Below are 13,532 nucleotides of genomic sequence, written 5' to 3'. Positions count from 1 at the left end.
TCAATCCTCCGCTAACCAAGTTCTAAGCAGTTTTGCAAATTCGTCTGGATTTGACGCTGCTAATTTTTCTAGTTGTTTTCGTTTTTGTGCTTCATTGCTATTATCTTCAGTCGATAACTCAGGGATTTCTGTTTCGATCGGTGTCCATTCCTCTAAGCTTTCCTCTTCTTCTTTTTTACGTTTACGAACCATGAAGAAAATCATGCCTATGATGACTAAAGCTGCTGCACCTAATGCAAACCAAACCCACATCGGAATTGTTTCTGAAGTAGCGGTCTGTTTAGTTGTCGTGTTAGCAAATGGTCGAGACATGACAACTACTTTATTTGTCAGTTCCGCATCTGTTAACGTCGTTTTAGCATCTTGTTTTGTAATGGACGTACGAATGATAGAATACATCATCGTCTGTAAGTCCGTTTGTAACTGCGGATCAATTTGTGTCTGACCCTTTGGTGGTTCTACAATGATTTGAATACCTAAGTCACGAATTTCATATGGTGCCCCAGAAATCTGTTTCGTGATTCGATTTACTTCATAGTTAATAATATCGTGTGTTTTTTCACTCGTATCTCCAGCTTCACCATTTCCTGTCGGGAAATTGATTGTTTCATTTTCGCCAGTCCCAGCAGTTCCTTGATTCGCTGCACCAGTGTATGCTTCAGCTACTTTTTCAGCAGATGTGACGATTCCTTCGATTTTATCTGGATCTACTGGCTCTACTAATTTTTGTTCTTCCTGACGTTTCGTAACATCTACGTCCGCTGTGACCGATACGAGTGCTTTTTGCGGTCCAAGAACAACGGAAAGCATTTGTTGAATCTGTTTCCGTAAATCGTTCTCTGTTGCTTTTTTAAGTGCCATCGGATCTGTTCCACCTGCTGTTTGCGTCGCATTGCCCGGTTCATAGTACGTGAAGTACTGATCCATGATCGTAATGTTTTCTTCTTTAAGATTTGGAATACTTTTAGCGATCAAATGATACAGACCTTGAACCGTTTGATTATTCAAGTTACTACCTGCGCTAGAGGTCAATACGACCGATACTGTTGAAGATTCTTTCTCATCCGATAAAAAGACACTCTTTTCTGGGAGCGTAATCATGACTTTAGCTGACTCGATTCCATTGACTTGTGTAATCAAGTTTTCGAGTTCCGTCTGCATCGTGTCGCGTTCCAAGATGTTCATTTCTTTATCCGTCGTTCCGAAACCCGCGTTTTCACTAAAGAAGGAATAATCAATTTGACCAGACTTTGGAATACCAGCTGTTGCTAATTCGACTTTCAAATTCTCAACATTCGCCTCTGGAACAAGAATGGTCACGCCATTAGCTTCACTAACAACTTCAGACTGAATACCGTCCTCGTTTAGTTTTTCCGTCACTTGTCCGGCTTCTTGTGGTGATAATTTTGAATAAAGGGGTGTCATCGTTGGTTTAGATAACCAGAGAATAGCGACGATCAACGCTGCTAAAACGACGATAATACTTCCAAGAATCATCGCCTTTTTAGCGAGTGACCATGATTTCCACGTTGTATTAATGGTGTTCCATCTTGCTTTTAATCCTTCGTTCATTCAACATCTCCCACGCTTTCCTTAACATTCACAGTTGCATACGCATCATTTCTTGGTATGCTTCGATGCCCTTATTACGGACCTCAATGGCGAGTTGCATAGAGAGAGATGCTTCTTCTGTTTTAATCATAATATTATGTAGATCTGTTGACTTTCCCGTCGCCAAATCTACTCGTGCTTGAGATGAAGCGCTTTGTGTCGCATTTAATCCATTCATTGCTTGACTTAACACTTCGCTAAAGTCACTTGGTGTTGTTTTAGGAGTCATTTGATTTTGAAGAATGGGTTGTAATCCCTGAATTGCTTGAATTGCCATGGTCATTCATCATCCCTTCATTCTTACTTACCGATCTCCATCGCTTTAACAAGCATTGCTTTCGTCGCGTTAAGAGCTGTCACGTTTGCTTCATAAGATCGTGTCGCGCCCATCATATCGACCATTTCTTTTAAAATGTCGACATTCGGCATTTTGACGTATCCAAGCTCGTCTGCATCCGGATGACTTGGGTTGTATTCTAATTTAAAAGGCTCTTCATCTTTTCGAAGTTCGCTAACCGTTACACCGTTAGCCGTTTCCTTAAGTACTGCTAATTTACGAGCGTAGGGTTGCCATTGACCATCTACAAGTTCTCCCCGTGTCGTTTGAGCATTTGCAATATTTGCTGAAACCGTATCAAGCCGGAGACGTTGTGCAGTTAACCCTGATGCAGAAGTATGAAATCCACCGAACATACTCACTTTTATCTGCCTCCTCTAATTACTGATTGGATTCCTGAAAATTTCCGATTCAGCTGTTCTACTAATGCCTCATACTCGATTTGATTGCGTGATAATTCAGACATCTCAAAATCAATATCGACACCATTTCCATCGTTACGCATAGAAGTCGATTGCTCAACGATCGAACCTTGCGCATCAATTTGAGCATGACGCTTTAGACTCATTTTCATTTGAGAGTCTAGTACATCCGAAAACACTAAACGTTGTGCTTTGTATCCAGGTGTATCAACATTCGCAATATTTTTAGATATTACTTTTTGAGAATCTACAGTACGATTGACTGCTTTAGTGAGTAAAGAATAATCGGAACCTAACCAATCCATTTATCCGCCCTCCATCTATGAATAGTTTGGAATTGAAGAATATTAAAACTAGTAAGTCATTAGTAACATATCTGAAATAATTGAAACAAATAGGTCAATGTTTGAAAAGGATAAATTTTAAAAAAAGGGTAATGAGATGTTCATTTTTCACCTTTAATTACCATTTTGTTCAAAAATGATAAATATTACCTATGCATCTACGAATAGAAAAAAGTTTAATTAATAAAAATGGACTAATTTATGATTTACAGAAAATGTCTAAACTAAGATTTAAAATATTTCATTCATGAGCAACAGAATTGATTATACATCTAATACAGAATGAAAAAAACACCAAATTGTAATTTCTTTGAATAAATATAAAAATAGTTCCTTCTCTTTTAACTTTTTTATCCACCCCTTTTCTTGGTATTTTTCATTGATACTCTACGATAACCATTTAAAGAAGAGTGGATCTGCATTGCTTCTTCTATCACCTGATGGATGTTTGTAAGAAATCGTCTTTAACAAAAAAAGCGATTCTTCTCACATTGAAGAAGAATCGCTTATCTAATACAGACGTTAAAAACGATTAACGAAAAATACGCTGTATCTCATTATTTTTTTAGTTCGATTTAATACGCTCTAACTCATAAAGGAAATTGTCGTTCAAAATTTTAATGTAAGTTCCTTTCATTCCAAGTGAACGCGACTCGATGACGCCTGCACTTTCGAGTTTACGCAGTGCGTTGACAATGACAGAACGCGTGATACCGACGCGATCGGCAATCTTGGAAGCGACGAGTAGTCCTTCATTTCCTTCCAGCTCTTCGAAGATATGTTCAATCGCTTCAAGTTCTGAATAAGACAACGAATTGATCGCCATCTGAACGACCGCTTTCTTCCGTGCTTTATCTTCCGCCTCATGTGCCTTCTCACGAAGGATTTCCATCCCGACGACTGTCGCACCATACTCTGCAAGCACGAGGTCTTCTTCGTTGAAGTCTTCCACCATACGACCGAGAACCAGTGTACCAAGGCGTTCGCCACCACCGATGATCGGTACGATCGTCGTTTTCGACGTTTCGAACGTATCACGGTTGTCGACTGGGAATGCCGTATGTTCACTATCGATGGCAATGTTTGCTGTCGTTTCCGTGACGTTAAATAATTTTTTCGTGTAATCTTCCGGGAATTGACGTTCTTCTAAGAAACCACGGACCCGGTCATTTTCGATTTGTTGCTTGATTGCGATACCTAGTAACTTACCGCGCCGACTTACGATGAATGTGTTCGATTCCATGACTTCGCTGAGTCGATCAGCCATGACCTTGAAATCAACATGTGTGCTCGCTTCTTGTTGTAACATCGTATTCAGCTTCCGCGTTTTCGCCAATAAATTCATTTTTTCTTCCTCCACTTTATAAGATGAACTGACTTAAGTCTCGATCATCTGCTACTTTTCCAACTCGTTCCGTCACGTATTGTGGCGTGATCGTCACATCCGTCTCCGGCATGTCTGCTGCTTCGAAGGATAATTCTTCAAGGACGCGCTCCATGATCGTATACAAGCGTCGTGCTCCAATATTATCCGTCTCATCGTTTACCTGTGCAGCAATCCGCGCGATTTCACGAATGGCTTCTTCTGTAAAGGTGACATGAACGTGCTCTGCCCCTAATAATGCTTTATATTGTTTGAGTAATGCTTGATTCGGTTCAGTTAAAATCTTAACAAAGTCATCTTCTGTCAAACTATCGAGTTCGACACGAATTGGGAAACGACCTTGGAGTTCAGGAATCAGATCAGATGGTTTCGCCATATGGAATGCACCCGCAGCGATGAACAAGATGTGATCCGTCTTGACTGGACCATATTTCGTAACGATCGTCGATCCTTCAACGATCGGTAAGATGTCTCGTTGAACACCCTCTCGTGAAACACCAGCTGAATCATGTCCTTTTGTCGCGATCTTATCGATCTCATCGACGAAGATGATCCCCATCTGTTCTGCGCGACGAACCGCTTCGTCATGGACTTCGTTCAAGTCGAGCAACCGCTCCGCTTCTTCCGCCGTCAGGATTGGTCGTGCTTCCTTGACTGTGAGCTGACGCTTCTTCGTTTTCTTCGGCATGACTTGTCCGAGCATATCCTGAAGATTCGCGAGTCCCTCCATGCCTTGTTGCCCAGAGAATAAATCCACTTGGCGTTCTTCAACATCGACCTCAATCATGCGATCCTCAAGTTGCCCTGTCAGTAATTGCTGACGAAGTAACGAACGGTCGGCTGTCGCTTCCGATGTATCCGGCTCTTGTTGCTTCTGGTTCCCTCCAAACAACATCTCAAACGGATTCGTTCCACCACCGAGACCAGATGACGCTTTTTTACCAGATAACGCATCGACGATTCGTTCGTTCGCCACTGCTTCCGCTCGATCTTTGAGCGCTTCTTTTTTCTCATCTTTGACAAGACGTAGAGACGCTTCCACGAGATCCCGCACCATTGACTCCACATCACGACCGACGTACCCTACTTCCGTGAACTTCGTCGCTTCAATCTTGACGAACGGCGCACGGACGAGTTTCGCGAGGCGTCGCGCAATTTCAGTCTTTCCGACTCCGGTCGGTCCGATCATCAGGATATTCTTCGGTGTGACTTCATCCCGCATCGATGCATCGAGTAATTGTCGACGGTACCGATTACGTAAAGCAATCGCCACCGCACGTTTAGCATCCGCTTGTCCGATGACATGTTCATTTAACTTCTCGACGATTTGTCTTGGCGTCAATTCATGCATGGTCATTGCCTCCGATCGTTTCTAGGATGATTTGATCGTTCGTAAAGACACAGAGTTCACCAGCCGTCTCAAGCGCTGCGCGGGCGATCTCCTCTGCTGTGAGATGACTTGCATGTCGAGCTAACGCGCGACCTGCTGCAAGCGCATAATTACCACCTGAACCGATTGCGAGAATGCCGTCATCCGGTTCGATGACTTCCCCGTTTCCGGATACAAGTAAGAGATGTGTTCCATCCATGACAAGTAAGAGTGCTTCAAGTTGACGCAACATCTTATCGCCTCGCCATTCCTTCGCCAGCTCAACTGCTGCCCGTTGTAAGTTCCCGTTATACATTTCAAGCTTCGCTTCGAATTTTTCAAAGAGTGTGAACGCGTCCGCGACACTTCCAGCAAATCCGGCAATGACTTTGCCACCATAGAGGCGCCGTACTTTTTTCGCACTTTTCTTCATGATGACTTGGTTTCCGAAAGTCACCTGTCCGTCTCCGCTCATCGCGGATTGTCCGTTATGTTGAATCGCAAAAATCGTCGTTGCATGAAACATCAATGTTTCCTCCCTTAGGCACGAGGATGTGCTTGTTGATAAACATGTCGTAATCGTTCCGTCGTTACGTGTGTATACTGACCGGTCGTCGACAGCGATGCGTGTCCAAGTAACTCCTGGACCGCTCGCAAATCGGCGCCTCTTTCCAGTAAATCTGTCGCGAAACTATGACGAAGCGCATGTGGTGTCACATGTTTCCCAACGAGTTGTTCCCCTTTTTTCATGATTTTCCGAATCGCATCCGTCGTCAATCGACGCCCTGAATGAGACAAGAACAACGCTTGCTCATGACCTGCGACTGGATCTCGTGATGGTAAGTACAGTTCTAATGCATCTTTAGCAAAGGTTCCGATTGGTGCGATGCGTTCCTTCCCACCTTTTCCATACACATGGACGTAGGAGTGATCAGTCGCGAGATCACGAAGATCCAGTTGAACGACCTCGCTGACCCGCATACCCGTCGCATATAAAAGTTCTACTAACGCCACATTCCGGTTGCCAAGCGTATCACTCGATCGAAAGGCATCGAGGAAACGTTCATATTCCGTTGGGACGAGGAATGTCGGAAGTCCTTGTTGTCGTTTTGGTGCTTTTAATCCATCGAAGGGATTAGGCTCATCGGTGTCACGTGTCAAAAAACGACCAAATTGTTTGAGGCAGGAAACTTTTTGTGCAATCGTCGCCCGCGCCAGCTCCTGATCGTAAAGAGCATACAAATAACGCCGTGCACTTGCCAATTCAATCGATCGTAACTGATGATCGCGGCAAAAAGCGGCGTATTGTCGAAGTGTTTGATCATAAGAGCGACCTGTATTCGGAGATAATTGACGTTCAATATGAACATACCGCATGAAATCTTCTAGCAGTCGCTCAAAAGCAGTGTCTATCCCCATGAATGCGCCCCCTTCTGACCATTTCATTCTCGAATCGCCCTTAGCATAGCACAGACCAAGTAGTCTGACAATAGACCAAAAACCGAAAAATTAACGAAATTATCACGCTTTTATGACAAATTAAGAAATGGGGAGAAAGAGCGCTAAATCACGCCTTTCTCCCCATCAAAAATCACATATCCGTGAAATCTTTGATTGCTTCAAGTGCTCGCTCTGCGTAGAGCGCATACTTCTCAGGTTTTTTCATCCGAACCGGATGACCGACGAGTGCTGGTACCAATCCGAAGTTGGCATTCATTGGCTGGAAGTTCTTCCCTTCCGTCGTCGTGATATAGTGCGACATCGCACCCATCATCGTTTCCTGCGGGAACGTAACCGGTTCCGCCTCATTGACGAGACGTGCCGCATTGATTCCTGCCGTCAAACCGGACGCTGCTGACTCGACGTACCCTTCGACACCTGTCATTTGACCAGCAAAGAACAAGTCGTCACGTGTACGTGTCTGATACGTTGGTTTCAATAAATTCGGTGAGTTGACGAACGTGTTACGGTGCATGACACCATAACGGACGATTTCTGCATTCTCAAGACCAGGAATCAAGCGAATGATCCGCTTTTGTTCGCCCCATTTCAAATGTGTCTGGAAGCCGACAAGGTTGAACAATGTTCCAGCTGAGTTATCCTGACGCAATTGAACGACAGCATATGGTCGTTTGCCTGTCTTCGGATCTTCAAGTCCAACTGGCTTCATCGGTCCAAACAAGAGTGTTTTCGGTCCGCGTGAAGCGAGAACTTCAAATGGCATACAGCCCTCGAAGTAAATCTCTTTTTCAAATTCCTTCAATGGAACGACTTCCGCATTGATCAGCTCATCATAGAAGAGCTGGAATTCTTCTTCCGTCATTGGACAATTCAAGTAGGCAGCTTCGCCTTTATCATATCGTGATTTCAGGTAAACCTTCTCACGATCGATCGTGTCTCCATCGAGAATCGGTGCCGCTGCATCGAAGAAGTATAGGTAATCTTCACCTGTGAATTGTTTAAGTGATTCCGATAATGCCGCACTCGTCAACGGACCCGTCGCGACGATCGTCGGACCATCTGGAATCGCTTCGATTTCTTCATGATGGACGGTAACGTTCGGGTGGTTTTTCAACGTTTCCGTCACATATCCTGCGAAGTCGTGCCGATCGACAGCAAGTGCTCCACCTGCTGGAACGCTCGCTAAGTCTGCTGCTTTCATGATCAAGGAATCGAGCTGACGCATCTCTTCCTTTAAGACACCAACTGCGTTCGTTAACTGGTTCGCTCGAAGTGAGTTCGAACAGACGAGTTCAGCGAATTGGTCTGTATGGTGCGCGGGTGTCTGTTTGACAGGCCGCATTTCATATAAATCTACTTGTACGCCGCGTTTTGCAAGTTGCCATGCTGCTTCAGAACCTGCAAGTCCCGCGCCGATTACCGTTACACGTTTCAACGGTCATTCCTCCTCTTGCTCCTGATCGATGCGTGTTTCATGATGTCCACAAGATGTACATTCTACTTTCACACCGTTCTTGATTTTCTTTTGTACCATCATACTACTACATACCGGACATGGTTCTTCGACCGGTTTATCCCATGAGACGAACTCACACTCCGGATAGTTCGAACAACCGTAGAACAAACGTCCTTTTTTACTACGACGTTCGACGATGTCGCCCGTTCCACATGTCGGACACTTCACACCGATCTCGACTTGGATCGGTTTCGTATTACGACACTCTGGGAAGTTCGAGCACGCCATGAACTTGCCATAACGTCCCATCTTGATGACCATCGGGTGACCACAGACTTCACAATCTTCTCCAGCCGGTTCATCTTTGATTTCAATCTTCTCGATTTCTGCTTCTGCTCGTGTCAGACGCTTTGCAAAGGACTTATAGATTGGATCGACGACTTCCGTCCACTGCATGTCACCTTTTTCGATCGCATCGAGTAAAGCTTCCATGTCTGCCGTGAACTGGACAGTGATGAACTCTTGGAAATAGTCGCTGATCATATCGATGACGAGTTCACCGAGTTCCGTTGGTAAGAATTTCTTCTCTTCAAGCGTCACGTAACCCCGTTTTTGAATCGTATCGAGCGTCGGCGCATACGTCGACGGACGACCGATACCGAGCTCTTCCATCGCCCGGACAAGACGTGCTTCCGTATAACGTGGTGGTGGTTGTGTGAAGTGTTGTTTCGGTTCGATTGCTGATTGTTTCAACTCTTCCCCTTCATCGAGTGGAGGAAGTAGTCCTTCCTTGACGTCTGAAACCGCCTCATCGTCCGTATCTTCGATGTAGACCTTCATGAAGCCCGGGAATTTAACGGTCGACCCGTTCGCACGGAACGTGACGTCGTTCGAGACGAGATCGATTTTGACAGTATCGAGAATCGCTGGCGCCATCTGGCTTGCGACGAACCGTTCCCAAATTAGTTTATATAAGCGGAACTGATCACGCGATAAATACGATTTGACGAGTTGTGGCTCGCGCATCGTCGAAGTCGGACGAACCGCTTCGTGTGCATCTTGTGAGTTCGCTGATTTCTTTTCTTTACGTTTCTCGCTTGCGATGTATTCTTTTCCGTACGCCTGCTCAATGAACCCGTGTGCTTCGAGGTTCGCCGAATCTGACGTCCGTGTCGAATCGGTACGCATATACGTAATCAAACCGACTGTACCTTCTTTTCCAATTTCGATTCCTTCGTATAGCTGTTGTGCAATCATCATCGTCTTCTTCGCTCGGAAGTTCAGCTTACGTGCTGCTTCCTGTTGCAAAGAACTCGTCGTAAACGGTAACGCCGGATTCCGTTTCCGCTCTTTTTTCGTGACGGAATCAACTGTAAAGTCTTCTGAGAGTTGATTCAAGATTTGATCGACTTCTTCTTGCGAATGAAGTTCACGCTTCTTGCCATCGACTCCGTAGAAGTTCGCTTCGAGCTTTTCACCGTTTGCATCGAGTTCGAGTTTGATCGTCCAGTATTCTTCAGGCATGAACGCATTGATTTCTTGTTCACGATCGATGATCATCTTGACGGCAACGGATTGAACGCGTCCCGCAGATAACCCTTTTTTAATCTTCTTCCATAATAACGGACTCATGCTGTAACCAACAAGGCGGTCCAAGATACGACGGGCTTGCTGCGCATCGACAAGATCATAGTTGAGCTTGCGTGGTCGCTTGAACGAATCCTTGATGGCATCTTTCGTGATTTCATTGAAGACGACGCGGCACTCCGTTGATTCATCAACGCCTAATGCTTTAGCTAAATGCCATGCGATCGCTTCCCCTTCACGGTCGGGGTCGGCTGCGAGATAGATTTTTTGTGCTTTTTTCGCAGCTGTCTTGAGTTCTTTTAAGACCGGACCTTTACCACGGATCGTGATATATTTCGGTTCATAGTCATGTTCGACGTCGACTCCCATTTGGCTTTTCGGCAAGTCAATGACGTGCCCCATCGACGCTTTCACGGTATAGTTGGATCCGAGATAACGTTTAATGGTTTTTGCCTTAGCGGGTGACTCGACGATTACTAGATATTTTGCCATTGCAATCGCTCCCTATTAGAGGCGTACTCGTATTTTAATCTCACTTATCATAGTAGTCTCGATTCCCATTTGTCAACGTTCAGCCGAATACTTTTTGAAACTTCTTCCGGATCAAGGAGTGGAATCGCTCCTTCTGCGATCAATTGATTCGTTCCGGTAAAGAACGATTCCGTGGGACAACCCGGCAAACAATAGACATCTTTTCCTTGGTCAAGCGCATGATTGGCAGTATTCATCGTACCGCTTCGTTTCGCCGCTTCGACGATGATCAATGATGAAGATAATCCAGCAATGATCCGATTCCGTTCTAGAAATTGAAATTTTTGAATAGGAGTTCCGGGTGGATATTCAGAGAGAAGAAGACCGTTCGAGAGGATGCGTTCAAAAAGAGAAGCATGGGAAGTAGGATATAGACGATCAAGTCCTCCTGCGAGAACCGCAATCGTTGTCTGCTGATGTTTTAAGGATAGACGATGGACGAGGGCATCGATACCATAGGCACCTCCGGAAACGGTGGCGAGATCTGGATGAAAGAAGGGTTGCAAGAAACGCATACGGGAAAGATGGTGCGGTGAGGGGGTTCGACTACCGATGATACTGACGCGTGGAAGTGTTAAGCGGGACGGATCACCGCGGTAAAAGAGGGCATAGACCGGTTGAGGGATCGTCAGTAACACAGTCGGAAACAGTGGATCTCCTTTGACTAGAATCGACTCTTCGATCCAATCAAGCTGTAATGCTTGTTCATACCGTTTTCGAAGACGCGTCGAAACGGGTAATTCATGACTGGGAACGATTCCGAATTGCTCAATCAATCGGACGATCGTGTACGGTACCTGACACATGGCGAAGCGGACATACAGTTCACGTTTCATGAGATCAGCGCTCCTTATTTAAGCTTCTTATTTATATAGAAGAAAGCCGTCCTGATTTGATCAGGACAGCTTCTTTTTTTGATTTATTTGACTGTGCTGTTCGTCACGCACTCGTCATAGATCCCTGCTTCTTTGATGACACGGATTAACGTCTCACCAATGACAGCTGGTGTTTCTGCCACTTCAATTCCGTTTGCACGGAGTGTCTTGATTTTTTCAGCAGCTGTTCCTTTACCGCCAGAGATGATCGCACCTGCGTGACCCATCCGTTTGCCGGCAGGAGCTGTTTGACCACCGATGAAACCAATGACTGGTTTCGTCATGTTCGCTTTGACCCACTCAGCCGCTTCTTCTTCAGCTGTTCCACCGATTTCCCCTAACATGATGACGGCTTTTGTTTCTGGATCTTCATTGAATGCTTTGAGCGTATCGATGAAGTCCGTTCCATTGACCGGGTCACCCCCGATACCAACAGCTGTCGATTGACCGATACCAGCAGTCGTCAATTGATGGACAGCTTCATATGTCAAAGTCCCAGAACGTGAGACGATACCGACATGACCTGGTGTATGGATGTATCCTGGCATGATACCAAGTTTCGCGACACCTGGAGTGATGACGCCCGGGCAGTTCGGTCCGATGAGACGAACTGGTTTGCCTTCGAGGTAACGTTTTACTTTGACCATATCAAGAACTGGAATACCTTCCGTGATACAGATGATCAACGCGATGTTCGCATCTGCTGCTTCCATGATTGCATCCGCTGCGAATGCTGGTGGTACGTAGATGATCGATGCGTTCGCACCCGTTTTTTCGACCGCTTGCGCGACCGTATCAAAGACAGGAACACCACCGAGTACTTCCGTACCGCCTTTTCCTGGTGTGACACCGCCTACGAGGTTTGTGCCGTAGTCGATCATCTGTTCACCATGGAACATCCCTTGGTTACCAGTAATCCCTTGAATAATGACTTTCGTCGATTCGTTCACCCAAATACTCATCTTTAGCTCCCCCTTACTTCACGAGCGCAGCGATTTTTTCTGCGCCGTCTGCCATTGATGTAGCTGCTGTAATCGCTAGACCTGAATCTTTGAGAATTTGTTTCCCTGCATCAACGTTCGTACCTTCAAGACGAACGACGAGTGGCAATTCGAGACCGACTTCTTTTGTCGCCGCAACGATACCTTCTGCGATAACGTCACATTTCATGATTCCACCGAAGATGTTGACGAAAATCCCTTTGACGTTCTCATCCGATAAGATCAGTTTGAAGGCTTCTGTTACTTTTTCCTTCGTCGCACCACCACCGACATCGAGGAAGTTCGCAGGATCACCACTGAAGTGTTTGATGATATCCATCGTTGCCATGGCAAGACCAGCACCATTGACGAGGCAACCGATGTTTCCATCGAGCGCGATGTAGTTCAAATCACTCTTTGATGCTTCGACTTCGCGTGGATCTTCTTCTGTTTCATCACGTAACGCCACGATGTCCGCATGACGATACAATGCATTTGAGTCGAAGTTCAACTTCGCATCCAGTGCGAGGACTTCGCCATCCTTCGTCGTAACGAGTGGGTTGATTTCTGCGATCGAACAATCCTTGTCGACGAAGAAGTTGTAGAGTTTCGTGACCATGCCGACGAACTTGTTGACGAGCTTCACAGGAACACCCATTGCGAACGCAAGTTTACGCGCTTGGAATCCTTGAAGACCAACTGCAGGATCGACGACTTCCTTGATGATTTTTTCTGGTGTCGCTTCCGCTACCTCTTCGATGTCCATACCACCTTCGCTTGATCCCATGATGACGACACGTCCTGTCACACGATCAAGTACGATTCCAAGATAGTATTCTTTGTCAATCGCACACCCTTCTTCGACGAGAAGACGTTGAACGACTTTTCCTTCTGGACCTGTTTGGTGCGTGACGAGCGTTTTGCCGAGTAACTCCGTCGCATATTCTTTCACTTCTTCTTGCGATTTCGCAAGCTTGACGCCACCTGCTTTACCGCGTCCCCCCGCGTGAATTTGAGCTTTGACGACTTTAATCGGGCCTGACAATTGTTCTGATGCATCGACCGCCTCTTCGACGGTGAAGGCTGCGATTCCGTTTGGTACGGGTACACCGTACGAACGAAGTAATTCTTTTGCCTGATACTCATGTACATTCATGAAAAAATCCCCCTTAACC

At 45.6% G+C, this 13,532-nt stretch carries 13 protein-coding genes; all 13 read right to left on the bottom strand.

The window, feature by feature from the left end; all coding sequences use genetic code 11:
* The 13 genes from fliF to sucC all read right to left on the bottom strand — a co-directional run bounded on the left by fliF (position 1) and on the right by sucC (position 13,513).
* Positions 1 to 1,572, bottom strand: a complete 1,572-nt coding sequence (fliF, locus tag EXG77_RS05900; protein ID WP_023468721.1) for a flagellar basal-body MS-ring/collar protein FliF — start codon at positions 1,570 to 1,572, stop codon at positions 1 to 3.
* 28 nt (positions 1,573 to 1,600) lie between these two features.
* On the bottom strand, positions 1,601 to 1,888 hold the full coding sequence (gene fliE, locus EXG77_RS05895; protein ID WP_035396905.1) for a flagellar hook-basal body complex protein FliE: 288 nt from the start codon (positions 1,886 to 1,888) through the stop codon (positions 1,601 to 1,603).
* Positions 1,889 to 1,911: 23 nt separating this feature from the next.
* Entirely contained in the window at positions 1,912 to 2,310 is a 399-nt protein-coding gene (gene flgC / locus EXG77_RS05890; protein ID WP_023468723.1) for a flagellar basal body rod protein FlgC, read from the bottom strand.
* Positions 2,311 to 2,312: 2 nt separating this feature from the next.
* Positions 2,313 to 2,675 (bottom strand): flagellar basal body rod protein FlgB, encoded by a 363-nt coding sequence (gene flgB, locus EXG77_RS05885; protein WP_023468724.1) that lies wholly within the window; start codon positions 2,673 to 2,675, stop codon positions 2,313 to 2,315.
* A gap of 604 nt (positions 2,676 to 3,279) precedes the next feature.
* Positions 3,280 to 4,059, bottom strand: a complete 780-nt coding sequence (codY, locus tag EXG77_RS05880) for a GTP-sensing pleiotropic transcriptional regulator CodY (protein ID WP_023468725.1) — start codon at positions 4,057 to 4,059, stop codon at positions 3,280 to 3,282.
* 16 nt (positions 4,060 to 4,075) lie between these two features.
* Positions 4,076 to 5,449 (bottom strand): ATP-dependent protease ATPase subunit HslU, encoded by a 1,374-nt coding sequence (gene hslU, locus EXG77_RS05875; protein ID WP_023468726.1) that lies wholly within the window; start codon positions 5,447 to 5,449, stop codon positions 4,076 to 4,078.
* On the bottom strand, positions 5,442 to 5,993 hold the full coding sequence (gene hslV, locus EXG77_RS05870; RefSeq protein ID WP_023468727.1) for an ATP-dependent protease subunit HslV: 552 nt from the start codon (positions 5,991 to 5,993) through the stop codon (positions 5,442 to 5,444). The genes hslU and hslV overlap by 8 nt, the downstream gene beginning before the upstream one ends.
* A gap of 14 nt (positions 5,994 to 6,007) precedes the next feature.
* Positions 6,008 to 6,913 carry a tyrosine recombinase XerC gene (locus EXG77_RS05865; protein ID WP_231496840.1) on the bottom strand — a complete coding sequence of 302 codons (906 nt, stop codon included), beginning with the start codon at positions 6,911 to 6,913 and terminating at the stop codon, positions 6,008 to 6,010.
* A 145-nt stretch (positions 6,914 to 7,058) separates the two neighbouring features.
* The gene (gene trmFO, locus EXG77_RS05860; RefSeq protein ID WP_023468729.1) at positions 7,059 to 8,363 is read right to left on the bottom strand and encodes an FADH(2)-oxidizing methylenetetrahydrofolate--tRNA-(uracil(54)-C(5))-methyltransferase TrmFO; all 1,305 of its coding nucleotides are present in this window, start codon (positions 8,361 to 8,363) and stop codon (positions 7,059 to 7,061) included.
* A gap of 3 nt (positions 8,364 to 8,366) precedes the next feature.
* The gene (topA, locus tag EXG77_RS05855; protein WP_029342082.1) at positions 8,367 to 10,463 is read right to left on the bottom strand and encodes a type I DNA topoisomerase; all 2,097 of its coding nucleotides are present in this window, start codon (positions 10,461 to 10,463) and stop codon (positions 8,367 to 8,369) included.
* A 47-nt stretch (positions 10,464 to 10,510) separates the two neighbouring features.
* Positions 10,511 to 11,338, bottom strand: coding sequence for a DNA-processing protein DprA (dprA, locus tag EXG77_RS05850; protein WP_035396768.1), 828 nt, complete (start codon positions 11,336 to 11,338; stop codon positions 10,511 to 10,513).
* 83 nt (positions 11,339 to 11,421) lie between these two features.
* The gene (sucD, locus tag EXG77_RS05845) at positions 11,422 to 12,339 is read right to left on the bottom strand and encodes a succinate--CoA ligase subunit alpha (protein WP_023468731.1); all 918 of its coding nucleotides are present in this window, start codon (positions 12,337 to 12,339) and stop codon (positions 11,422 to 11,424) included.
* Positions 12,340 to 12,352: 13 nt separating this feature from the next.
* Entirely contained in the window at positions 12,353 to 13,513 is a 1,161-nt protein-coding gene (sucC, locus tag EXG77_RS05840; protein WP_023468732.1) for an ADP-forming succinate--CoA ligase subunit beta, read from the bottom strand.
* Between the last annotated feature and the right edge of the window lie 19 nt (positions 13,514 to 13,532).

Source organism: Exiguobacterium sp. OS-77, from assembly GCF_000414195.2.
Lineage (GTDB): Bacteria > Bacillota > Bacilli > Exiguobacteriales > Exiguobacteriaceae > Exiguobacterium_A > Exiguobacterium_A indicum.
This window is presented reverse-complemented; position numbering and strand designations above follow the sequence as displayed.